Here is a 23,778-nt window from a genome sequence, read left to right as displayed (position 1 = left end):
CCCATGGTGCACACGACCGTTTCCCCCGCGCATGCCCCCGTCGACGTGGCCGCCTGCCTCCGTCACGCGCGCTCCGCATGCCTGCGCAGCGGCCCACCGCGGCTGGTCGGGGTCGAATTGGAATGGCTCGTCCAGGACCACCGCGATCCCGCGCTGCCCGTCGACGAGGCCCGCCTGGCGGGGGCGCTCGAAGCGTGCGCCCCCGGGCTGAGGCTGCCGCTGGGCACGGCCGTCAGCCGTGAGCCCGGCGGCCAGGTGGAGCTCAGCTCGCAGCCCGCCGACTCGCTGACCGCGTGTGTACGGAATGTGCGCGAGGACCTGCGAACGGTACGCGCCGCACTGGCGTCGGTCGGCTATCGCACGGCCGGGTACGGCGTCGATCCCTGGCGCGAGCCCGCCCGCACCCTGGTGCACCTGCCGCGCTACACCGCCATGGAGCGCCTGTTCGACCGTTGCCACCCCTGGGGCCGGTTCATGATGGGCGCCTCGGCCTCGGTACAGGTGTGCGTGGACGCCGGCACCGAGGACCCCGGCCCGTTCGGCCGGCGCCGGCGGTGGCGCCTGGCGCACCTGCTCGGACCGGTGCTGGTCGCCGCCTTCGCCAACTCCCCGATGTTCGAGGGGCGCCCCACGGGCTGGCGATCCACGCGCCAGGCCATCTGGGCCCGGCTGGATCCCGGCCGCACCCTCGCGCCGCTCCCGGGCCCCGGCACGGATCTGCGCGACGCATGGGCGCGCTACGCCCTCGACGCCTCCGTGATGTGCGTGCGCGCCCACGACGAGGACCCGTGGGTCATGCCCGTGGACCTCACGTTCCGCCGGTGGATCGAGGACGCGGGCCGGGACACGGTCGGCCGCCCGCCGACGCTGGAGGACTTCGAGTACCACCTCGGCACGCTGTTTCCTCCCGTACGTCCCCAGGGATACCTGGAACTGCGCATGATCGACGCCCAACCCGGCGACGACGGCTGGCTCGTGCCGCTCGCGGTGGTGGCCGCGCTCTTCGAGGACCCGGTGGCCGGCCGGGCCGCCGAGCGCGCACTCGCCCTGCTCGACGCCCCTCCGGGACCCCCGCCGCGCAACGGACTGTGGCGGCGCGCCGCACGCCGGGGAATGGCCGACCGGCCCCTCCGACACGCCGCGCAGTCCTGCCTCATCGCCGCCTCGGCCGCGCTCGGCCGCCTGGGCGCTCCGGAACTGCGCCACCTGGTCGACGAGTTCGCCGACCGCTACGTCGCCCGGGGCCGATGCCCGGCCGATGATCTGCTCGACGCGAGCGAACCGGCCCGCGCCCGGCACACGCCCCGTCCGGAAGGAGCACCGACATGGCCGGCGTGACCGCCGCCGTCGCCCAGATCGGCGGGTACCTGTTCGACACCCCCCGCACCCTGGCCAAGGCACACGACGTCATCGCCGAGGCGGCCCAGCGCGGCGCGCGCGTCGTCGTGCTCCCGGAGGCATACCTCGGCGGCTACCCCAAGGGCCTGACGTTCGGCGTCACGGTCGGCGCCCGAACCACCCCCGGCCGCGAGGAGTTCCGCCGCTACTTCGAATCGGCCGTCACCGTCCCCGGCCCCGAGACCGACGCCCTGGCCGCGCTCGCCCAGGACCTGGGCATCCATCTCGTGGTCGGCGCGATCGAGCGCTGCGGCGGCACGCTCTACTGCGTCGCGTTGTTCCTCGGGCCCGGCGGATTCCTCGGCAAGCACCGCAAACTGATGCCGACCGCGGGGGAGCGGCTGATCTGGGGCATGGGCGACGGCTCGACGATGCCGGTGATCGACACCGGCAACGGGCGGGTGGCGGCTGCCATCTGCTGGGAGAACTACATGCCGCTGTTCCGCACCGCGATGTACGCCAAGGGCGTCGACCTCTGGTGTGCGCCCTCCGTCGACGACCGCGAGAGCTGGCAGGTGACGATGCGTCACATCGCGGTGGAGGGACGCTGCTTCGTTCTGTGCGCCAACCAGTACCTGGTCCGGGCCGACCTGCCGTCCGACGTCCACCCCGTGCAGGGCGAGGATCCGGACACGGTCCTGATCGACGGCGGCAGCGTGATCGTGTCGCCGCTCGGCGAGGTGCTCGCCGGCCCGCTGCGCGGCGGCGAGGGCATCCTCACCGCCGAACTCGATCTGGACGACCTCGCGCGCGCCCGCTTCGACCTGGACACGACCGGCCACTACGCCCGCCCCGACGTCTTCACCCTCGTCGTCGACGACCGCCCCAAGCCCGGCGTGGGCCCTCCGCCGTAGCCGGCGGCCGGGCACGTGGGCGGTGACCCACGACGGCGACCGGCGGCCCCAAGGAAACCGGGGTCGCCTTCGACGCCGCCCCGGCCGCGTCGGTTGCCCGCACAGGGCGATCGACGGCCTTGCCGGTCGGCAACGCCGCCGAGTGCGGGCGCCCATGCCCGCCGCCCGATCGCGGGACGACTCGGTCGGGACCGGGTGAACGGGGGCAATCGCACCCGGTCCCCCGCCGATTCGACCGGCTTCGAGGCTGTCGATCGACCAACCCGCCTGCGCCCGTACACCACTTGCGCCGCAGTCCGGGCGGTCAGCGCATTCGTCGGCGGGCCTGCCTCAGTTCGCGGTCGACGGCCCAGGCGTCGCCGACCGGCCCGAGATGGCCGAGCTTGTCGGGGTTGCTCACCCCGTGGATGCTCTGGACCCGCCCGTCGAGCACTTCGAGGACCAGGGTCTGCAGGATCCTGCCGTCCCGATCGCGCAGGATCGCGCCGGGGCGGTCGTTGATCTCGTGCGGCTCCAGGGTCACCTCGATCCGGAGCAGCCACGGGAAGACCTTGCCCAGCAGCCGGGCCACGTTCTCCGCGCCCAGGACCGCCCTGGCCAGCTGCGGGGCCCTGCCACCGCCGTCCCCGACCAACTGCACGTCGGCGGCCAACAGATTCCGGAGCCCGTCCACGTCGCCGTTCTTCAGCGCGTCGAAGAACCGGGTCGCCAGTTCCTGCCGCTCCCGACGGTCCGCTTCGAACCGCGGCCGCCCGGCCTGCATGTGCCGCCGCGCCCGCACCAGCAGCTGGCGGCATGCCGACTCCGAACGCCCCACCGCCGCGGCGACGTCCTCGAACCCGAAGGCGAACACCTCCCGCAGCACGAACACCGCCCGCTCCAGCGGACTGAGCCGCTCCAGCAGCAGGAGCGCCGCCATCGACACCGAGTCGGCCAACTCCACCGACCGTGCCGGATCCTGATACGGATCGTTCAGCAGCGGCTCGGGAAACCACGGCCCGGCGTATTCCTCGCGCCGGACGCGGGCCGAGCGCAACACGTCGATCGAGATCCGGGTCACCACGGCCGACAGGAACGCCTTGGTCGAGGTGGGCCGCGTCGGCGAACCGTCGAAGCGCAGCCACGTCTCCTGCACCGCGTCCTCGGCCTCGCTCACGCTGCCCAGGATCCGGTAGGCGATCGAGAACAGCAGCGGCCGCAGCTCCTCGAAGTCCTCGACCTTGCTCACGCCGACTTCCCTTCCCCGCAGCCCTCTCGCCCGGTCGTACGCGCCGACGCGGGCGGGTTGTCGTTCTCGGCCGGTCCGCCGGCGGTTCACCTTGGGGTCCGTCTTCGATCCCGCGTCGGGCTCCGAGACGCGGGATCGAAGACAGACCCTAGCGCCCCCGAGCTCGGTGATCCGCGCCCGATCCCGGGCTCGTTGCCCACGCGGGTGACGGTCAGTGGAACTGCCCGACCTCGTAGTCGCCGGCCGGCTGCCGGGTGATGACGTTCAGCCGGTTCACCATGTTCATGAAGGAAACCAGGATCACCAGGGCGGTCAGCTGCTCCTCGTCGTAGTGCTTGGCGGCACCCGCCCACACCTCGTCGTGGACCCCGCCGGCCCCGTCCGCGACCCGGGTCCCCTGCTCCGCCAGTTCCAGTGCGGCCCGCTCGGCCTCGGTGAACACCGTCGCCTCCCGCCACGCCGCCACCAGGTTCAGCCGTACCGCACTCTCGCCGGCCGCGCCGGCGTCCTTGGTGTGCATGTCGATGCAGACGGCGCAGCCGTTGATCTGACTCACCCTCAGTGCCACCAGTTCCTGCGTCGCGGCCGGCAGCGGCGAGTCCTTGATGGCCTTGCCCGCCGACATGAGGTACTTGAAGACCTTGCTGTCGGTGGCGCCGCCGAAGAAGTTCAGTCGCGCGTCCATGATGTGCTCCCTCGTGGTCGTCGATGGCTACACCCCCTGAGACGAGGCAGCCGAACCCCCTGTGACACGGACCGATGTGACCCACATCTCCCACCCCAGCACCGGGCCCGGAGAGCTGTGCCGGGACGCGTACTTCCCGGATCACGCGGTCGGCCAGGGTCCGGCGATCCTGCTCGGCTGTACGAGCGCACCGAGGCGGAGCAACCCGTCGAGCCCGGTCTCGGTCGACCGAGGCAGCCGCCGCCCCGGTTCGGGGTCGGCGAAGACGCCGGCGGCCCACCGGTCGCCCCCGGGCCGCTGTGGTTCGCCGGCGTAGGCTGCCGGGAGTGCGGCGGACCGGACCCCGGGGCGGCCAGGACCGGAGTTCGGCCGACGAACCGATGTGGGTGGACATATCGAGACGAACGGACGGACACCGCGGATGGATTCCGGCAAGACATCGCCCGAGGCCCTGATCGCATCGCTCGACGACGCGAACGCCCGGCTCTTCGTACGGCTGCTCGGCCGCCCCGACGGCCACGACATGCTCTACCGCATCAGCGGAAAGGTGCACAACCACGTACCCGGCGACGTGCACGGCAAGGTCTTCCCGCACGGTGGCGTGCTGTTCGGTGTCGAGGGCTACAACATCCGCCGGCTGATCAACCCGCCGGGCACCGAAGACCTGCACATGGTCTCCCGCGAAATCGTCTTCTACACCGACCCGAAGGACGGCACCGTCCTGACCGAGTGGACGAATCCGCTGGACGGCCACACCCGTCCCCTGCCGCCGATCGCCAACGACCGCGTGCAGCTGTCGTATCGCATCCGTGCGGGCGCCCTGTACGCGCTGTTCGGACCCGCCGAGGTGCCGTTGGCCGGCTCCGTGGCCCCGCAGCGAGTCCGGCGCAACCTGGTGTGGACCCTGGACGTGCCTCCCGTATACCGCCTCGCCGACCGCTACGGCATCGACGACGACTTCGGCCTCGCGAACTCGACCTACACGTCATGGGAGTTGTTCGACTTCCTCGTGCACGAGGACGACGCCCGCGCCCACTCCGGTGCCGACGCCCCGAAGGGAGCCCTGCCCGTCACCAACTGCTGGAGCCGGATCTGCCCGTACGTGCCGGCGATGGGCATCGCGGAGAGCGAGACGCCGGGCAACCTCGTCTACCACGCACGCGCCTGGACGCTGGACGGCTTCGACGCGCTCGAACCGTGGCTGGCCGACCTCGTACGCACCCACCATCCGCTGTACACGAGCGCCCCCGAAGCCCCGGGCACCGGACCCAACACCACCACCTGGACCGCGTTCCACGCCGGCGAACTGGCCCCCCGCGGCCTCACCTGGCGCGAATGGCGCGACACGACCCACTGAGCCGCCCACCCGCTCCCCACACCCGTACCGGGGTGCTCGGCGCGCGTGCGCGTACCGGTCCGGCGCCGGGGCGCAGCGTCGTCCGCGCGCCTCGAACACCCACGAGACGCCGGCCGGGCACGCGCGGGTCCGACACCGACACGTTCACCCGTCTCCTCCGGTACGGGTGCGGACTCCTTCGACCCGGGCCATCATGAAGACCGCCCGAGGAGAAGGCGGCATATATCCATGATTGTTGCGGAAGGCCTCACCAAGAGGTACGGCGCGAAGACGGCTGTCGACGACATCAGCTTCGAGGTTCACCCCGGTCGGGTCACCGGGTTCCTCGGCCCCAACGGCGCGGGCAAGTCCACCACCATGCGGATGATCCTGGGCCTGGACCGGCCCAGCGCCGGCCGGGTGACGGTGGACGGTCGGGCCTACCGGGACCTGGCCGCACCGATGCTGGAGGTCGGAGCGCTCATCGACGCCAAGGCCCTGCACGGCGGCCGAACCGCGCGGGACCACCTGGTGGTGCTGGCCAAGTCGAACGGCATTCCCCTCTCCCGGGTGGACGAGGTCCTGGACACGGTCGGCCTCGCCTCGGTCGCCGGGAAGCGCTCGGGCGGTTTCTCCCTGGGCATGGGTCAGCGCCTGGGCATCGCCGGCGCACTGCTCGGCGACCCCCGGGTGTTGCTCTTCGACGAGCCCGTGAACGGGCTCGACCCCGAGGGGATCCTGTGGATCCGGAACCTGATGAAGCGACTCGCCGGCGAGGGCCGCACCGTCTTCGTCTCCTCGCACCTGATGAACGAGATGGCCGTCACCGCCGACCACCTGCTGGTCATCGGCCGCGGAAGAATCCTCGCCGACACGGGCGTGGCACAGTTCATCGCGGAGAACTCGATCAGCCACGTGAAGGTGCGCTCGCCGCAGGCGGACCGGCTCGCCGAACTCGCGGCGGACGCGGGCTGGCGGGTGAACCGGGACCCGGCGGGCGCGCTGCTGATCCAGGACGTGAGTACCGATCGGGTCGGCGACCTCGCCGGGCACAACGGGGTGTTCCTGCACGAGCTGGCGAAGGTCGAGGCCTCGCTCGAGGAGGCGTTCATGCGGCTCACCGCCGACAGCGTCGAATACCACACCGGCGGCACGCCCTCGGAGCCCGCCGTGGCGGTCCCGGGCTGGGGTCCGCCGACCACCGCCGACCGGATCGGATGAGGCCGCCATGACGACGACCGCGCCCACCTCTTTCGCGCACGCCCCGCGGCTGACCTTCGCCCGGATCCTGGACTCCGAATGGGCCAAGATCAAAACCGTACGCTCGACCCTGTGGACCCTGCTCGCCCTGTTCGCGGTGAGCGTCCTGATCAGCTGGGGCATCGCCGCCCTGGCGGCGGGCGACGTGGCCAAGGACGTGGCCGAGGGGCGGAAGAACGACGCTCCCGACCTGCTCACCGTGGGCGTCGCCTTCGGCCAGATCGCCGCCCTGGTGCTCGGGGTGCTGTCGATGACGGCCGAGTACTCGACCGGCATGATCCGGACCAGTCTGACCGCGGTGCCCTGGCGCGCCTCGATGCTCGCCGCCAAGGCCCTGGTACTGGCCCTCGTCCTGTTCGTGGTCGGGGCGGTGACCGGGTTCTGCTGCTACTTCCTGGCCGATCTGATGCTCGACGCCAAGCACGTCGGTGTCGGCCTCGGCGAACCCGGCGTACTCCGGTCGTTGATCGGCACGGGGCTGTATCTGGCCGTCCTGGGCCTGTTCGGCATGGCGCTCGGCGTCCTGCTGCGGCACACCGCCGGCGCCATCACCCTGGGCATCGCGCTGATCTTCGTGGTCGGCGGCGTGGTGGGCCTGATCCCCGGCAGGACCGGCGACTGGATCGCCAAGCTGATGCCCGCCAACGCCGGCGGACAGGTCATGTCGGTCCGAGCCGCGGACAAGATGCTGCAACCGTGGACGGGCTTCGCGGTCTTCGTCGCCGAGACCCTGGTCCTGCTGCTCCTGGGCGCGCTGCTGCTGGAGAAGCGTGACGCCTGACCCCGCCGGCGACGCGGCGTACGGGCGGGCCGCCGCACCCGCGGCCCGCCCGCCGCGCCGGTGTGCGAGTACCTCGTCGCCCGGGACCCCGGGCCGCCCCGATACGGCGAACGTGCCGCACGGCCGGCCGATCACAACACTCGGGTGGCCCGCAGGAGGCGCCATACCGCTGCCACGCGGACCCGGTCCTGGAAGGCCACGTACTCCGGTTCGCACACGTGCGGGGCCCACTTGAGCTTGAAGGCCTCCTGCGTCCTCGCCGGGTAGAGCTCGCGCCCGCGCTTGGCCCCCTGCCGGATCGCCCACCCGAGCAGTGCGGAGGCGCAGGGCTGTTCGTGCTCGTCCGCCAGCCCGACGAAGGGGGCGAGTCCGAGGTGGAGCCAGCCCGCGCCCTCCTCGGTGAAGCGGCCCAACGCCGTGAGGGTGATCAGTTCGTGGGTGCCGACAGGGGCCTGTGGGCAGCGTCGCGACAGGTCGCACAACCACCCCGGCCGGCTTCCCCAGGCCGGTGCGTAGGTGATGTAGGCGACGATCTCCCCGCGGTGTCGGGCCAGGAACGTACGGCGCAGCGTCCGGCCGATGCCGCCGTGTTCGCCGACCATGAACGACAGTTGCCGCACGAGGCGTCCCTTGTCGCGCAACCACTGCCGGTCGATGCGATCCAGGGTGTGTCGATCCGGCAGGTCCTCGTCCGCCACCTCGGTGACGGTGACGCCTTCCCGCCGGGCCCGGGAGACGTTCTGGCGGACCTTGGCCAGGGGTTTGCCGCGCAGCGTGAAGCGGGACAGGTCGATGCCGTAGGAGACACCGAGCTGGTTGACCGCGAAACCGCGGTCGGCGTAGAGCGGGACGTCGTGCGAACGCAGCTGGACCGCGGTCAGTGCCTTCCGCCGGCCGGGACCGCGGTCCAGCGCGTGTAGGTACTCGTCGAGCAGCGGCCCTCGGTCCGCGGGCGCCGCGAAGGGACCGGCGAACTGGAGGTGGTGACGCTCCCCCGGCAGAAACGCGACGAGTCCGCGCACGCCGCTGCCGTAGTAGTGCCGGGTCCGGGCGTTGACCGCCAGGAACGCGCTCGGGTGGTCGGCGTAGGCGCGCAACATCCCGATCGGATCCTGTTCGCCCGACATCGGGACGGCGGCCTCCGTCGCCGCCCCCGCGCGACCGGTGGTGGCCCCGGGGCGGCTCTCGCCGGTCGCGCCGCCCTGCGTCGGCAGCACGTCGTCGCGGCCGTCGCTGCCCGTACCCTTTCCGCGGCGCCCGTCGATCCGGACGGAAGACGGCTCTTCTGTGCCGAAGGTCATGGCTTCCCTAAGCTGAGACGGTCATGTCGCAAGGACAAACGAGCCGTCCGGACGTGCTGACACGCCCTCGCCCGGAAATCGCCGGGAGTTTCACTCGATCCGTGCCGTGTGCGTCGCGCCCGGCGGGCGGTGGTGGTTCGACGGATGCGTCGAGTGCGTCGACGGCCGGCCGGGCCGGTCGGCGTCGTGTCGGGTTCGTGCGACGACGGTAGGGTTCGGGGGTGACCGAGACGTTCGCGAAGGACACCGGCCGTCCGCGTCGGGGGCGGCGCGAGTCGCGCCCCTCGGGCGACGATCGGGAGCAGGCGATCCTGGCCACCGCCGAGCGGCTGCTCGGCGAGCGGAGCCTGGGCGAGATCTCCGTCGACGACCTGGCCCGCGGCGCGGGCATCTCCCGGCCCACGTTCTACTTCTACTTCGCCTCCAAGGAGGCGGTCCTGCTGACCCTGATCGACCGGGTCGTCGCCGAGGCCGACGCCGCCTCCTCGGCTCCCCCCACCGGCCCGCCCGCGGACCGAACGGCCCACTGGCGCACGGTGATCGACGCGTTCCTCGCCACGTTCCGAGCGCACCGCGCGGTGACCCTGGCCGCGGCCCAGGCGCGTGGCGGCAATCCCGAGGTGCGCGAGTTGTGGGCCCGGGTGACGGAGACGTGGGTACGGCAGGCGGCCCACGCGATCGACTCCGAACGCGACCGGGGCGCCGCGCCCGACGGGCTGCCCGCACGCGACCTGGCGATCGCGCTCACCGCGATGACCGAGCGCGTGCTGCACGCGACGTTCGCCGCCGAACGACCCGCCCTGGCCGAGGATCGCGTCGTCGACACGCTGCTCGGGATCTGGCTCGCGAGCATCTACCAGGCCCCCACTCCGCCGCCGGGGTGATGCGGGCGAGACGGCCGGGCACTCGGATCCGACGCCCCGCACGGGGCGTCGGATCCGAACTCCCCTGCCCTCGCGTGAAGGACGGTCGCTCGGCCGCTCGGAGGCCGTTGTTCCCGGTACCCCGACGCGGCGCCGTGCCGCCGCCGTCGGCATCCGAAGTGCCCGCGCAGGCATCCGAATCGCTCGGGCCGACACAGGGCCGGCCGACCGTACGCCGGTGGGCGGGACCCCCTGAGGAGTCCCGCCCACCGATACGACGTCGATCGCGTTCGCGGGCCGGCTACGGCCGATTCTCGACCGTGACCGCCTCGGCGTCCGAGTGCACCAGGAGATGGTGCCTGGTGTCCGGCTGGTCGGACAGCCAGGCGATCCGGTTCTCCACGTCCACCACGACCCGGGCGGGGTGTTCGCCGTGCGCCCGGGCCACGTGCTCGCGCATCGCGACCTCCTCCGCGTGCAGTCGGGCCGGCGCCCCGGCCGGCAGACCGTAGACGTAGGCCAGCCCGCCGGTGGGCCAGTCGGCCTGTTCCAGGACCGCGCGGTCCAGCCGGCTGGTACCCCCGACGACCTGGGACAGGCTCATCTTCGGCGCGGGTCGGCGCTCCAGGAGGAAGGCCCGCCGATCGGCGCCGGATTGCAGTTCCAGCACACTCGGCGGAGACACCATGCTGACGTTGCGGAACGCGGCACACAGCCGGTCCCCCGCCAGGACCTGGAAGTCGACGAAGAGGAGGTCGCCCTCCGATCCGGCCGGACGGGCCTCCACCCGCAGTTGCCCCTCCGTGGGGAACGGGGCGAAGAGGTCCATGCGGACCAGGCCGTGCGGATAGGGGACCACGTTGGGCCCGACCTGCGGGTAGGGCAACCAGAACACCCGATCGGCGATGATGTGCGTCGCCGCGTCGAGCAGCCCGGGGTGGGTGAAGGTACCGGGTACCGAACCCCGTTGCGCGTCCAGGATGCCGACCGCGCCGGCGCTGCCGTAGCCGACCTCGGTGAGGTACCGGAAGGCCGGGCCGTGCGGCAGGCGGTTGGTGAGATACGGCAGGTCGGCCCGCCGAGCATCGGTGAGCGGCGGCAGCGGAGCCGGTGTGTCGGGCTGTTCGAACGTGATCGTCGCCTCGGCGACGAGTTCGAACCGGGACAGTGCCTCGTTCCGGGCCGGCCGCCACATCAGCAGGCTGACGTGCACGTCCCGGCCCCGATCGGGCAACGGCTCGACCCGGGTGAGCAGACGCGTGGGGCCGACCACCGGGATCCAGCGCTGGAGGCGCAACTCCCGCAGGCCGGTTGCCCGGAGACCGGTGTACGTGCTCGCCGCCCGGAACAGGTGGTCCACCGTGCACATCATCGGCAACACCGGCAACGTCCAGGTGGGGCAGTGGTCCAGCACCCACGGATCGCCATCGGGACTGACCACGAACTCGCGCTCGGCCGGGCCGGGTTGCGGCGCCGGAATCGGAGCGGCGGCGACCTCGGCGACCGGCTCGACCGCCGGGGCCGGGGTGAGCGGACCGACCGGCCCGCCGGGCAGGATCGGGGCGGCCGGTGCTCCCGGTGCCCCCGGTCCTGCCGAGTCCGGTACGAGTGTGTGCGCCTGCGGGTGATGCGGCTGTTGGAACACGCCGGCGACGTCGAGCAGTGCCCGAGTCGCCTGCCGCTGCACCTCCAGGAACAGCAGGTGGTTCTCGTGCCGGGTGTTCATGAACTGCACATGCGACCTGCCGACGGCCCGCTGGTGCGCACTGAGCGCGGTGGGCACCAGCGTCTCCTCGACCGAGCCCGAGGCGTCCACCGAAACCGACGCGTCGACCGGGACCGGCGCCGGGAGCGGAGCCCGGGCCGTTGCCGGCGCGGGTACGCCGATCTCGACCGCCGGCACCGGGCGGGCCGCGGGCAGGGCCACGAGTTCCCGCGCCGGTCGCGCCTCCTGGAGCCGAAGCACGGTGCGGAGGTCGAAGAAGGCGATGCTGGACAACAGCCGGGCGGGCGCCTGTCCGGCGGCCCGGTGCCCCAGGGTCGCGTGGCCCGTCGCGGCCGGAGCCGTGTCCCCCGCGGTCAGGAACAGTTCGGCAGGCGGCGCCCCGAGCGGGGAGACGGTCACCTTCGCCCGGGCCAACTCCGGCTGTGCGAGCGCCGGGGCGCCCACGGTCGGCACGGTGCGGTGGTAGAGGGCCACGGTCGCGCACGCGACGCCGAGAAGGCCGGCGGCGCAGTGCGGGCGACCGAACAGGCCGGAGGGATCCAGCCGGGCCGGCCGCTCCGCCGGGGCGGGAGACGGATCGAGGTCGCCGACCACCAGGTCGACGGCGGCCCGTGTCGCGTCGGCGGCCGGGTCGTCGGGCTGCGGGTCGATCACCGCGAGGACGGGGTCGCCGTCCCGGCGGGCGTGGTCGAGCCGCTTGAGCGCCAGCACCACGGCCGCGTTGCCCTCGGCTCCGGGGAGTCCGAGGTCGCGGACGACCGCTCGGTGCACCACCGTGGAGGCGAGGTCGACCGCGCCCACGAGCGCCGCGTCGGCGGCTCCGCTGCCGATCGCGTCGACCGCGAGGTCGAGCGCACGGATACCGGAAGCCTCCTCCGCACAGACCGCGACGCTGGCGTCGGTCAGCCGAAGCTGCGCGCTGATCCGGTTGGCGGCGATGTTGCCCAGGCCCCCGAGGGACCACGGCGGGCAGTTCAACGGGTCGGCGACGCGGTCCTCGGAGGACGCTTCGGCCGCCGCCGACCGGCGGGCCTCCAGGGTGGTGCGGTTGTGCCAGACGGAGAACTCGGCGTGCACGGTCGCGCTGCCGACGCCCACGAGCACCATGGTGCGCTCGTCCGGCAGGGTCACCGCGCGGGCGGCGTCGCGGGCGGCCTCCAGCACCAACAGGTGTTCGCCGGAGGTCTGGAGCATGTCGTTGGGCGGCATGCGCAGGCCGTCCACTCGCAGTTCGACCGTACGCGGCGGCCGCAGTCTGGGCTCGCCTTCCAGCAGGGCCTCGACGAAGTCGCCGGTGGTGTCGCCGTCGCCGACGCGCGCGCCGAGGCCGACGATCGCCACCTGGTGCCGGCGGCGCCCGGCGGGGCCGGGCACGGCCCCGCCGGGGAAGGAGGTGGAGGCCCGGTCGGCGGTGTTCCAGGCGTCCACGACCAGATGGGCGTTGACCCCGCCGAAGCCGAATCCGCTGACCGCGGCGCGCCGGAGCCCCTGCCATTCCTCCGGCCGGGCCAGTGGCCGCAACGGTGTGCCGCGCATGGCCTCGTTGGCCTCGTCGGCCCCCACGGTCGGCGGCAGGGTGCCGTGTTCCATCGCGCCCAGCACCTTGAGCAGGGCGGCGCCCGACGCGGCGGTGAGCGGATGGCCCAGGTTGCCCTTGACCGAACCGATCGGCAGGTCCCTGCGTTCGGCGAAGATCCGGGCCGCACAGCCCAGTTCCACGGTGTCCCCGACCGCGGTGCCGGTGGCGTGGCATTCCAGCAGGGACACCGTCCCGGGGTCGATGCCCGCGGCCTGGTAGGCCAGGCTCATCGCGCGTTGTTGCTGACCCCCGTCCGGGACGAGCATGCCGCCCCGGCCGCCGTCGTTGGTGGCCCCGATGCCGCGGATCACCCCCAGCACGGGCACGTCCGCGGCCAGGGCATCCTCCAGCCGCATCAGGGCGACCATCGCGGTCCCCTCGGCGGGGACCAGGCCGTCGGCCTCCCGGTGGAAGGGCCGGGAGCGGGCACTGGGGCTCAAAGCGCCCAGTCGACCCATGCCGTGGCTGATGATCTCGGGCGCGCCGCCGTTGAGCGCGCCGGCGACCATCAGGTCCGCCTGCCGGAAGTGCAGCTTCCGGCAGGCGAGTTCGATCGCGTACAGCGCCGACGCGCAGGCCGCCTCCAGGACCACCGCGCCGGCGCGCAGTTCGAAGGCCTGGGCGACGAGTTGCGCCGGGAGCCCGAAGCAGAATCGGCTCATCGGGATCGGCTCGTGCCGGTCGTGCCGGGGCCACTCGGCCCGGACCTCGGCCGGCTGGGAGCGCAACCAGACGTCCTCGGCGTAGGCGACCATCGACGTGGTCGGGCAGGAGATGTTGCCCAGGACCAGGCCGGTGCGTCGGTGCAGGCCGAGGCGGTCGACCTCGGCGAGCGCCTGCCGGGTCGCGTGCACGACCCAGCGCACGGTCGGGTCGAGGCCCTTGATCCGCTCGGCGTCGATGGCCAGGCCGTACGGGTCGAAGCGCTCTTCGAACCCGGTGACGTGGCCGAACACGGTGCTCGCGGGGTCGGCCCCGCTCCACTCGGGCCCCGCCGTCGGGCGCCCGATGGAGAACGGGGTCAGTCGTACCGCGCCGGAGACGACGGTGTCCCACAGCTCGGCGGGATTGTGCGCTCCGGGCAGGACGCAACCGCGTCCCACGATGGCGATGGCGGGGAAGTTCATGCCCCTCACGCGTCCGTCGAGATCAGCGCGGCGGCCCGGTTCGAGCTGGACAGGTCCGGGCGGTAGACCATCTCCACGCCGGCGAGCACGGCCAGGATCCGCTCCGCGCCGTTCTGTCCGGTGGTGAGCCAGATGTCGCAGACCGCGTTGTCCGGGCCCTGTACGACACTGCGCACGATGCACTTGACGGGCCCGTCCACGGCTCCGGTCGACAACACGCGTACTTCGCGAATGCCCATCGGCAACGACTGCACGCTGGCCGAGGACAGTACCCACAGGCAGGCGGACTGGAGCGCGCCGTCCATCACGAGCGGGTCGGTCTGCCAGGTGTCGTGCGCCCAGCCGCGCTGCCGTACCCCGACGAGGTCGCAGGTGGCCCCGGTGGAACTCAGCCCGTTGATCGTGTGGATGGAGTGGAACAGCGGCCCGTGGAAGAGCATGGCTCCGTCGTAGACGGCGCTGCCGGGGTGCACCTCGAAGTTCTCGTCGACCGGCTCCGCCGCCGGGGCGGTCAACCCTTCGACCTCGCCCGGACCCGCGAGGGCCGCGTAGTGCAGGGCACCATCGGGGTTCTTGAGTTCCAGGCGCAGCGGGGCGTCGGCGTTGCCGGCGTCGGTGCGCACGTGCACCCGCAGCCGGGTCTCCTCCGTACCGAACTTGTCCAGGGCGATGGTGCGCAGCACGCGCAGGTCGCGCACCAGCACGGAACCGCTGTCGGGCAGGGCGGTACGCGCGGCCCGCACGAACCATTCGAGGACCAGCGCCACGGGCACCACGGGGCGTCCCGCGATGCTGTGGTCGACCAGGTAGGGGTGGGTGTCGGCGCCGACGACGATGTCGGTGACGCTCGGGTGATCCGTCGCCTCGGCGGCGGTGCCGGCGGCGAGCGAGACGCAGGCCGGACCGGGCTGCTCGAGTTCGGTCATGAACGCCTTGACTCCGGCGGCCTCTTCGAGGAGCGGGACACCGAGTCGACGGAAGTGCTCGGCGTGCGCGGGGGAAACCATGCCGGCGGCCCAGGGGCCCCAGGCCACGGCCTTGACCATGCTCCCCGGGCGGTGCGCCGCCTCGGTGGCGGTGATCTGCTCCATCGCCTGGTTGGCCGCGGCGTAGTCGCACTGCCCGGCGGTCCCCAGTCGCGCGCTGACCGAGGAGAAGGCGCACACCAGGCGCACCGGGTCGGCGGCGGTCAGGTCGAGCAGGGTGCGGAATCCGCGCACCTTCGTGTCGTAGACGGCGGTGAACTGGGCCTGGGTCTTGGCCGAGATGTTGCTGTCGGCGATGACGCCGGCGGCGTGGATGATTCCGGTGATCGGACCCCAGTCCCGACGTACCTCGGCCAGCGCCTCGGCGACCCGCTCGCGGTCGGTCGCGTCGGCGGTGACGTATCGGGTCTCCGCTCCGGCGACGGCCAGCTGGTCCAGGGTGCCGCGGATCTCGCGGGAGGCGAGCACCCGGCCGGAGGCGAGGGCTAGTTCGGCCAGCGTCGGGGTGGCGCCGGTGCGCTCGTCGCGGCGGCTGCCCAGGATCTGCCGGATGGCGGCCTCGTCCGCGGCGCCGCGCAGTTCGTCGTCCTCGTCGACCGGACGGGTCCGACCCAGGAGCAGGAACTTGGGCCGGTGGGCGCGGGCCAGGGCGAGCAGGCAGGACGCGGTGATGCCGCGGGCCCCGCCGGTGACCACGACCACGGGGTCCGGCCCGAGGTCGAGCGGCTGCGGTGCGCCGACCGGCTCGGTGCTGCCGCGCAGCAGCGCGCGCGAGCCGTCGGCCGCCAGTGCGACGTCGGTGACGTCGTCGCCGTGCAGGAGTTCGGTGGCGATGGCCTGGGCGATGTCCTGCGGGGCGCGCGCGGCCCGGTCGATGTCGATCGTCTTGATCGAGGCGTGCGCCCACTCGTTCGCGGCGGTGCGGGCGAGCGCGGCGATACCCGCGCAGCCCTCGCGTCCACGAATGCCGGAGGTGCCGAAGGCGCCGCCGGTGTCCTGGACGACGACCAGGACGCCGCCTCGGCGGTCCATGGCCTCGGCGATGGTGTGCAGGATCGTGAAGACCTCGCGGGTGGGGGCGTCCGGGTCCTGCTCGGCGTCGATCTCACGCAGACCGGCGAGTGCGATCACGGCGGTGCAGTCCTCGGTCACCCGGTCCGTGACGGAGGCTTTGATGCCTTCCCGGCGCAGCGTTTCCGCCAGGCATTCGGCGACGCCGGTGCCGTCGTCGGTGATCAGCAGGGGTTGTTCGCGCAGGCCCTTGAGCGGGGCGCCGGCAGCGGCCTCGGCGGGGACCAGGGTGGTGCCGGTGCGCAGCACCGTGAACTGCGGCACTTCGTGCTTGGCCTGCGCGGGGATCTGCTCCTGTGCCCGGGCGGGCGGCGCGGCGGGAGCGACCGCGGGGGCCTGGGGTTGCGCGGGGGCGCTCTGCGGGCTGCGCAGCGAGGTGATCTTCTCGGCGATCGCGGCGATCGTGCGCAACCGGGCCAGGTCGGCCGGGTCCACGTTGGCCTCACCCGGGAAGTGGTCCCGCAACCGGGTCAGGATCTGCACCCGCTTGATCGAGTCGACCCCGAGGTCGACCTCCAAGTCCATCTCCGGCGTGAGCATCTCCACCGGGTAACCGGTCAACTCGGCCACGATCGCCAACGCCACATCCGCGCCGCTCTCCTCGACCGGGGCCGGCGCGAGGGCCTGCGTGCGGGGCTCGGGGCCGGCCTGCGGCGTGGCGCCGTCGGCGCCGCGCAGCGAGGTGATCTTCTCGGCGATCGCGGCGATCGTGCGCAACCGGGCCAGGTCGGCCGGGTCCACGTTGGCCTCACCCGGGAAGTGGTCCCGCAACCGGGTCAGGATCTGCACCCGCTTGATCGAGTCGACCCCGAGGTCGACCTCCAAGTCCATCTCCGGCGTGAGCATCTCCACCGGGTAACCGGTCAACTCGGCCACGATCGCCAACGCCACATCCGCGCCGCTCTCCTGGACCGGAGCCGGAGCCGGAGCCGGAACGGGAGCGGGAACCGGAGCCGGAGCCGGAGCGGGGGCGGCGGCGAGGGCGGGTGCCGGGGCCGGGGCCGGGATCTGCGCGATCGCCGGCGGCGGGGCCTGGACCAGGCTCTGCTGCGCCACGGGCCGGATCGGGGCCGGGGCGACCTGTGCCGAAGGCACCGGCGGCCGGGCCTGGGTGACCGGGGTCGGCGGGTACTGCGTCACCGTGGGCGGCGCGGGGCTGATCTCCCGGGTGGTGCGCGGCTGGCTCTCCAACGCGAGCGGGCTCGGCGCGAGCGGGGCGGCCATCTCGACGGGTGCGGCCGGCTGGACCGGGGCGGGCGCGGCGGCGGCGCGCGGCTCGGCTCCGGGCCGCCAGGCCATCAGCGCGTCGAGCGAGGTCTTGGCCAGGTCCAGGTAGGAGGCGTGGCTGGCCGAGGTGGTGCTCTGGTAGGCGCTGTGCGCGTCGCCCGCCTGGCGCTGGACTTCGAGGAAGGCGTGCAGCCAGGCACCGGACGCGGTCACCGGCGACCACGTGGATCCGGACGAGGTGACGTCGTGCGCCGTCGGTTCCGCGACCGGTGCGTCGTGGGTGCGCACCGGTACGGCGGGGGTCGCCTGCACGGGGTGGGCCGGCTGTACGGGGTAGGTCGCCTGCACGTGGTGGTCCGCCTGCATGGGGTAGGTCGCCTGCACGGGATGGGCCTGCACGGGATGGGCCGCCTGTACCGGAAGGGGCGCCTGGACGGGAACGGGCGCCGGTGCGGGCGCCGGTGCCGGTGCCGGTGCCGGTGCGGCGAACTGGGCCACGGCGCCGGCCGGAGCCGCCGCGGGCGGCGCGGCCTGGATCCGGGCGGGCGGTGCCGCCTGGGTGACGGCGAGCGGCGCCGGGGGCATCGGGCGCGCGGCGACCGACAGGGCCGCAGTCGTCACCGGCTCGGCCGGCCGGTAACCGGCGCTCGGCTCGGGTACGACGGGCGCGGCGGGGGTGCTCTCGCGGTGGCCCACTTCGGGGTTGGGACCGGAGATAGGGATGGTCATACCCGTCCTTGTCAGCGATGGCGAGGGAGTGCTCGAGGTGAACGAGGCCCACAGCGGGGCGAAGTCCAGGGGACGGCCGGCGACGGCCAGTGCGCCCAGGACGCGGTGCAGTGCGGCGAGTCCGGATCCCCGGGTCTGGTCCGCGCTCAGCGCGACGTGCGGCCGGTCCGCGAGGATCCTGCCGACCAGGCCGGTGAGTACCGTTCCCGGTCCGGCCTCGACGAACGTGCGCACGCCGTCCTCGTGCATGGCCAGGATCGTTTCGGCGAACCGCACGGGGGAGGTGACGTGGTCGTGCAGCACGGTGCGGATCTCGGCCGCCGTGCCGGGATACGGCTTGGCGTCGGCGTTGCCGTAGACGGGCAGGCGCGGCGCGGCGAACTCGTACTGTTCCAGGGTGGGCCGCCACCCGGTGGTCGCGGACTGCAACAGCGGGCTGTGGAAGGCACAGGAGACGGCGAGCCGTTGCGTCGCGAGCTGTTGCTCCCGGGCCCGCTTCTCCACCTTGACGATGGCGGATTCCGCGCCCGAGACGACGTGCTGCGTCGGGGAGTTGTAGTTCGCGACCCAGGCCCGGCGGATGCCGCGGACCAGGTCGTCCGCTTCCTTCGCGGAGGCGGTGACCGCGAGCATCGCGCCCGACACCTTGCTCGCGTCGCGCAGGAGCTCGCCGCGAGCGCGGGCCAGCGCCATCAGGGTGTCGTCGCCGTAGACGCCGGCCGCGTGCAGGGCGGCGAGTTCGCCGAAGCTGTGGCCCGCCACGCAGTCGGGCTCGAAACCGACCGCGCCCAGGATCTCCCGGATCATCAACGCGTGGGCGGCCAGAGCCGGTTGCGCGTACTCGGTGGCCTTGAGCCGCTCGGCCTGCGCGCGTTCGCCCGCCTTGTCCATCGCCGGCGGCGGGAAGACGAGGCGGTGCAGGGGGCGTCCGTCGATCTCGAAGCCGGCCAGCCGGTCCCACACGGCGAGCGCGCGCGGCTGGTGCAGCACGACGTCCATCCCCATGTCGGGGTACTGGCTGCCCTGTCCCGGGAACAACAACGCGATCTTGTCGGTCGGGACGGGACCGCAGGCGTAGCGCACGCCGGCGGGCGTATGGAACGCGGTCTGCGGTTCGGCCGAGATCCGGCGGCGGATGTCGCTCGCCTGGGCCCGGAGGTCCTCCTCGTCGCGGACGACCAGGCACAGCCGGTGTGCCGCGGCGGCGTCGAAGGCGAGCTGGGTACGGCGTGCCAGGTCGGCCGGCGGCGCGGTGTCGGCGGTCAGCGCGTCCAGCGCCGTGACCAGCGCGGGGCCGGAATCGGCGCTCAGCAGGATCAGTTCGCTCGGCGCGCTGCGGGTGTACGACTCGCCCGCCGCGGCGGGTTCGGCGGCCCGGTGCTCTTCGAGCGTGACGTGGAAGTTGGTCCCGCCGAACCCGAAGCTGGAGACCGAGGCCCGGCGCGGATGGTCGGTACCCCGGATCCAGGGTCGGGTCCGGGTGCTCAGGTAGAAGGGGCCCTTCTCCAGTTCCAGGGCGGGATCGGTGCGGTCGGCCTTGAGCGTGGGCGGCAGGATCTTGTGGTGCAGTGCCAGGGCGGCCTTGGCCAGCCCGACCGCGCCCGCGGCCGTGCGGGTGTGGCCGATCTGCGACTTCACCGATCCGAGCGCGCAGCGTGCGATGTCGGCCGGGTCGCCGGTGCCGAACACCTCTTGCAGAGCCGTCACTTCGGCGGTGTCGCCGGCCTTGGTGCCGGTGCCGTGCGCCTCGATCAGTTCCACCGTCGCGGGGTTGTAGCCCGCGCTGGCGTAGGCCCGGCGCAGCGCGCGGACCTGACCGGCGACGGCGGGGGCGTAGATCGATGATCCGCGCCCGTCGGAGGAGGTGCCCACGCCGCGGATCACCGCGTAGATGCGGTCGCCGTCGCGCTCGGCGTCGGCCAGGCGCTTGAGCATGACCATGGCCACGGCCTCGCCCAGGAGGGTGCCGTCGGCGTCGGCGGAGAAGGGCCGGCACTCGCCCGACGGGGACAGCGCCGGGGTCTTGCTGAAGCAGGTGAACCCGAAGGCGTCGCACAGCGGGTCCACGCCACCGGTGATCATCATGTCGGCGCGGCCGAGCGTGAGTTCGTCGATGGCGGCGCTCATCGCGGACAGCGAGCTGGCGCAGGCCGCGTCGGTGGTGTAGTTGCTGCCGTGCAGGTCGAAGTGGCGCGCGACGCGTCCGGCGATGACGTTGGTGAGCATGCCGGGGAAGGAGCTTTCCTTCCACACCGGATACGAGGCCGCGATGGCATCGCACAGCTCGTCGGCCTTGGCCTCGGCCACGCCGCGAGCGAGCATGACCCGGCGCCAGGTCGGCCGCTGGGACCGGAAGGACATGCGAAAGGCCAGCTCGGTGGGGCTGGCTCCCAGGATGATGCCGGTGCGTTCTCGCATCGTCTCGGACGGGCCCTCGTCGCCGCAGGCGTCCTGGAGGACACGTTCGGCCGCGACCAGGCTCAGCAGTTGCGCCGTGTCGGTGGCGTCGATCGTGGACGGTGGGGTGCCGAAGGCCAGGGGGTCGAAGGCCACCGGCGACATGAACGCGCCGCGCTTGCCGTAGGTCTTGTCGGGGGCGGTGGGGTCGCTCGAATAGTGATCGCTCACGAGCCAGTGGGTGTCCGGCACGTCGCGGATGAGGTCACGGGCGTGGACCACGTCGCGCCAGAACCCGGCGACGTCCGAGGAGCCGGGCAGCAGGGTGCTCAGCCCGACCACGGCGATGGGTGGTTGGGAGGGACGGGAACTCTCGGGCACGGGACTCCTTGCGATGTGCGATTCAGAGCAGTTCATGGGCGGGGAAGGTGAACGCCTGGGCGGGCAGGTCGACACCGTGGCTGCGCAGTTGCTGCGCGCGGGTGAGGACCGTTGCGCCCTCCATGAGATTGCGGGCGATCTGCACCACGGACAGGTTCGCGGGATCGGCCAGGAACCCGTCCTTGCGCCAGTCGTTGAATGCGCCCACCGCGGGGCCGCACCAGATCTGGTAGTCCACACTGCGGTCGGCGGTCCCGGTGGTCGCCCAGGTGCTGGACATGCCCAGGTACCAACGGAACACCAGTGCCATGCGGTGCTTGGGGTCCACGGCCGCGCGGTCGGCCTGCGCGGGCTCCCTGGCGCGCCAGAACTCCTCGGTCTGCGCCCATACCTGGGCCACCGGCTGACGGAACATCTCCCGTTCGAGGCGGGCGATCTGGACCGGGGGGATCTCCTCCAACGACTCGTAATCGCGGTACAGCTGGAAGAGCCTGGAGGCCCGGGCGGCGAACATCGTGCCGCGACTGAGGACCTGTACTTTCGACCCCATCTCGAACATGTCCGCGGACGGCGCCATGGCCACGTCCATGGTGTCCGCGGCCTGGAGCATCGTCCGGGCCAGGTCGGAGGTGTCGGCCTCCAGGCTGAGCTGGTTGACCGATCCGGTCACCACGTACGCGGCGCCCAGTGCGAACGCGGCGGCGACGGCGTGCGGGGTGCCCAGGCCGCCGGCCGCGCCGATCCTGGTGCGCGGTGCGATGCCGTGCCGATGGGCGACCGCGTCGCGCAGGGCCAGGATCTGCGGCAGGGCGGTGGACAGCGGCCTGCCGTCGGTGTGCCCGCCGCTGTCGGACTCCACGGTGAGGTCGTCGACCATCGGCACGCGGGCCGCCAACGCCGCCTCGTCGGCGGTCAGGAGTCCCTCGGCGACGAGTTCCCGAAGCAGTTCGGGGGGCGCCGGGGCGAGGAACTGTTCGGCGACCTCGGGGCGCGAGACCTTGGCCATCATCATCCGCGGACGGACGACCCGACCGTCGGCGCGCACCTGCAGGCCCGCGGCGCAACAGTGCGCGAGGGCGCGGGTGACCTTGCTGAAGGCCGACACCGACACGCACCGCACACCGTGTCGGATCGCGAGGGCGGCGACCTCGTCCTCCCAGGCGGGCGAGTGCGGGTTGTGGATGATGTTCACCCCCCACGGGGCGTGTTCGGGCAGATCGCGGCGCAGTTCCTCGATCGCCCGCCGAACCGCGTCGATCGGCAGCCCGGCTGCTCCGAAGATGCCCAGCAAATCGGCCCGCGCCATCGCCTTGACCATCGCGACGCCCGCGATTCCCTGCGCCATCTCCCCGGCCACGTAGGGGAATCGCACGCCGTGGTCGGTGGTGAAGGACCGGTCGCCGAGCCATTCGGGATACAACGGAGAGAGTGTGCCGACGACTTCGCAACCGTCGACGGGCGCGTCTCCCAGGACGGCGCCGGTCACGGAGTCGGACAGGCGCCGAACGATCGTGGCCATGCTCCGCGGTTGGCGAAGCACGGCCAGGAGACCGTCGGCGGTGGGATCCGACATGTCGTGACGGGGTGCTGCCTGTAGTCCGATGGTCATGAACGGTTTCTCCTGTGGGCTTTCGGAAAGGTGGTCGGATTTCGCCGACCTTCGAGGAATCCCGTGTGGACCGTCAAAGAATCCCGTGCGTGCCGGCCAGGAGATAGGCCATGTCGACGGTCGTCCGGGAACAGGGTCCGCCCAGGACACGGCGCGCGTTGCGATCGTCGAAGACCCGCGTGTGCCGAAAATACGCGGCGAACCCGGCGTAACTGTGAAAGCGCTGCTCGGCCGGGGAGAGCTTTTCGGGCAGCTCGGGCCCGAGGACGATGCGAATGGGTGCAAATTTCTCGAAGAGTTCGATGAGCGTCGTGGCGGACACGTCGTCCGGGTGCACGATGTGGTATGTCTCCGCGTCCGTGGACCGGTGTTCCGCGGCGATGCCGACGATGGCCCGCGCGGCGTCCTCGACGGGGAGGCAGTTCAGCCGCGCGTCGGCCTGCCCCTGCATGTGGATGACCGGCCGCAGACCCCGCGGAATGGAGAGTCCGGCGATGCCTCTTTCGATCGTCGACGCACGCAGCAGGGCGCTGATGGTCTGAAAGGGGTGGGCCGGGAGGCCCGGGGTCGGGGCGCGGTCCGTCAGGAGAATGCTGGGCCGCATGACCAGCGCCGGCATTCCGCTTTCCCGGGACCACCGGCGCAGCAGGGATTCGGCGTCGCACTTGGACCGCTCGTATTCGTTCTCGAAGCCGTACGTGTCGATCAGGTCGGCTTCGGCAACGGTTCCCGACCGTCGGGCGCCCGCCACGAACGCGGTGCTGACATGGCAGAAGGGCGCGCCGTGCGGGCTCCGGCCGGCGATGTCGAGGAAGTTTTGCGTCCCGGTGACGTTGACCGGCCGGATCGCCCGGGCGCCGGTATTGAGGTCGATGTTTCCGGCACTGTGCAGGAACATGTCGGTCCGCCGGACGAGCTTTTCGATCCGGTCGTCCGGGAGGCCGAACAGGGGACGCTCGATTTCGATGTCCACCTCGTCGGCGCGTCGGCGAAATTTCTGAATGAAATCCGGCGTCTCGCCCAGCCGTCCGAGGGCATGGGAGATTCGGTCGATCGCACTCGTGCTGCCGCGGCGGGAGAGCAGCGTGACGGAGCAATTCCGATTCACGAGTTCACGAACGAGCCGCAGACCCAGGAAACCGGTGCCACCAGTCAATGTAACCTGCACGGTCTCATTCCTCTTCTCCGGAACCGATGGCCGGTATTGCGCGTCGATCCTATCCATGACCGGGCCGTGCAA

The 23,778-nt window shown here is 72.4% G+C and carries 13 protein-coding genes; 6 read left to right on the top strand and 7 right to left on the bottom strand.

All coding sequences use genetic code 11. The annotated features are described in order from the left end of the window. The first annotated feature begins 3 nt into the window (after nucleotides 1–3). Together egtA and ACFZBU_RS18425 are read left to right on the top strand one after the other, a co-directional pair. Nucleotides 4–1,338 carry an ergothioneine biosynthesis glutamate--cysteine ligase EgtA gene (gene egtA / locus ACFZBU_RS18430; protein WP_391584642.1) on the top strand — a complete coding sequence of 445 codons (1,335 nt, stop codon included), beginning with the start codon at nucleotides 4–6 and terminating at the stop codon, nucleotides 1,336–1,338. Beyond that, complete coding sequence (locus tag ACFZBU_RS18425; RefSeq protein ID WP_391584641.1) at nucleotides 1,326–2,252, top strand: nitrilase-related carbon-nitrogen hydrolase; 927 nt, start codon at nucleotides 1,326–1,328, stop codon at nucleotides 2,250–2,252. The genes egtA and ACFZBU_RS18425 overlap by 13 nt, the downstream gene beginning before the upstream one ends. 304 nt (nucleotides 2,253–2,556) lie before the next feature. Here the strand turns inward: ACFZBU_RS18425 and ACFZBU_RS18420 are convergent, their stop codons facing one another. Together ACFZBU_RS18420 and ACFZBU_RS18415 are read right to left on the bottom strand one after the other, a co-directional pair. Continuing rightward, nucleotides 2,557–3,480: an RNA polymerase sigma-70 factor gene (locus tag ACFZBU_RS18420; RefSeq protein WP_391584640.1), complete on the bottom strand. Its 924-nt coding sequence runs from the start codon at nucleotides 3,478–3,480 to the stop codon at nucleotides 2,557–2,559. A 211-nt stretch (nucleotides 3,481–3,691) separates the two neighbouring features. Next, nucleotides 3,692–4,165, bottom strand: a complete 474-nt coding sequence (locus ACFZBU_RS18415; RefSeq protein WP_391584639.1) for a carboxymuconolactone decarboxylase family protein — start codon at nucleotides 4,163–4,165, stop codon at nucleotides 3,692–3,694. A 421-nt stretch (nucleotides 4,166–4,586) separates the two neighbouring features. Between ACFZBU_RS18415 and ACFZBU_RS18410 the strand changes: the two genes are divergently transcribed. The 3 genes from ACFZBU_RS18410 (at nucleotide 4,587) to ACFZBU_RS18400 (ending at nucleotide 7,542) form a co-directional block, all read left to right on the top strand. Then, the gene (locus tag ACFZBU_RS18410) at nucleotides 4,587–5,522 is read left to right on the top strand and encodes a DUF1838 family protein (protein ID WP_391584638.1); all 936 of its coding nucleotides are present in this window, start codon (nucleotides 4,587–4,589) and stop codon (nucleotides 5,520–5,522) included. Between the two features lie 228 nt (nucleotides 5,523–5,750). Then, nucleotides 5,751–6,722, top strand: a complete 972-nt coding sequence (locus tag ACFZBU_RS18405) for an ATP-binding cassette domain-containing protein (protein ID WP_391584637.1) — start codon at nucleotides 5,751–5,753, stop codon at nucleotides 6,720–6,722. 7 nt (nucleotides 6,723–6,729) lie between these two features. Next, entirely contained in the window at nucleotides 6,730–7,542 is an 813-nt protein-coding gene (locus ACFZBU_RS18400; RefSeq protein ID WP_391584636.1) for an ABC transporter permease subunit, read from the top strand. A 131-nt stretch (nucleotides 7,543–7,673) separates the two neighbouring features. On the opposite strand, the gene ACFZBU_RS18395 is transcribed toward ACFZBU_RS18400, so the two are convergent. Then, on the bottom strand, nucleotides 7,674–8,843 hold the full coding sequence (locus ACFZBU_RS18395) for a phosphatidylglycerol lysyltransferase domain-containing protein (RefSeq protein WP_391584635.1): 1,170 nt from the start codon (nucleotides 8,841–8,843) through the stop codon (nucleotides 7,674–7,676). A 221-nt stretch (nucleotides 8,844–9,064) separates the two neighbouring features. On the opposite strand from ACFZBU_RS18395, the gene ACFZBU_RS18390 reads away from it, so the two are divergent. Beyond that, nucleotides 9,065–9,727, top strand: coding sequence for a TetR/AcrR family transcriptional regulator (locus tag ACFZBU_RS18390; RefSeq protein ID WP_391584634.1), 663 nt, complete (start codon nucleotides 9,065–9,067; stop codon nucleotides 9,725–9,727). Between the two features lie 280 nt (nucleotides 9,728–10,007). On the opposite strand, the gene ACFZBU_RS18385 is transcribed toward ACFZBU_RS18390, so the two are convergent. The 4 genes from ACFZBU_RS18385 to ACFZBU_RS18370 form a co-directional block, all read right to left on the bottom strand. Then, entirely contained in the window at nucleotides 10,008–14,138 is a 4,131-nt protein-coding gene (locus ACFZBU_RS18385) for a beta-ketoacyl synthase N-terminal-like domain-containing protein (RefSeq protein ID WP_391584633.1), read from the bottom strand. Between the two features lie 5 nt (nucleotides 14,139–14,143). After that, on the bottom strand, nucleotides 14,144–20,929 hold the full coding sequence (locus ACFZBU_RS18380; protein WP_391584632.1) for an SDR family NAD(P)-dependent oxidoreductase: 6,786 nt from the start codon (nucleotides 20,927–20,929) through the stop codon (nucleotides 14,144–14,146). A gap of 22 nt (nucleotides 20,930–20,951) precedes the next feature. After that, nucleotides 20,952–22,538 (bottom strand): PfaD family polyunsaturated fatty acid/polyketide biosynthesis protein, encoded by a 1,587-nt coding sequence (locus ACFZBU_RS18375; protein ID WP_391584631.1) that lies wholly within the window; start codon nucleotides 22,536–22,538, stop codon nucleotides 20,952–20,954. 73 nt (nucleotides 22,539–22,611) lie between these two features. Next, nucleotides 22,612–23,763 carry an SDR family oxidoreductase gene (locus tag ACFZBU_RS18370; RefSeq protein WP_391584630.1) on the bottom strand — a complete coding sequence of 384 codons (1,152 nt, stop codon included), beginning with the start codon at nucleotides 23,761–23,763 and terminating at the stop codon, nucleotides 22,612–22,614. Between the last annotated feature and the right edge of the window lie 15 nt (nucleotides 23,764–23,778).

The organism is Embleya sp. NPDC008237, assembly GCF_042956465.1.
Classification (GTDB): Bacteria; Actinomycetota; Actinomycetes; order Streptomycetales; family Streptomycetaceae; genus Embleya.
The sequence above is the reverse complement of the archived record's forward strand: the minus strand, read 5'-3'. Positions and strand labels throughout refer to the sequence as shown.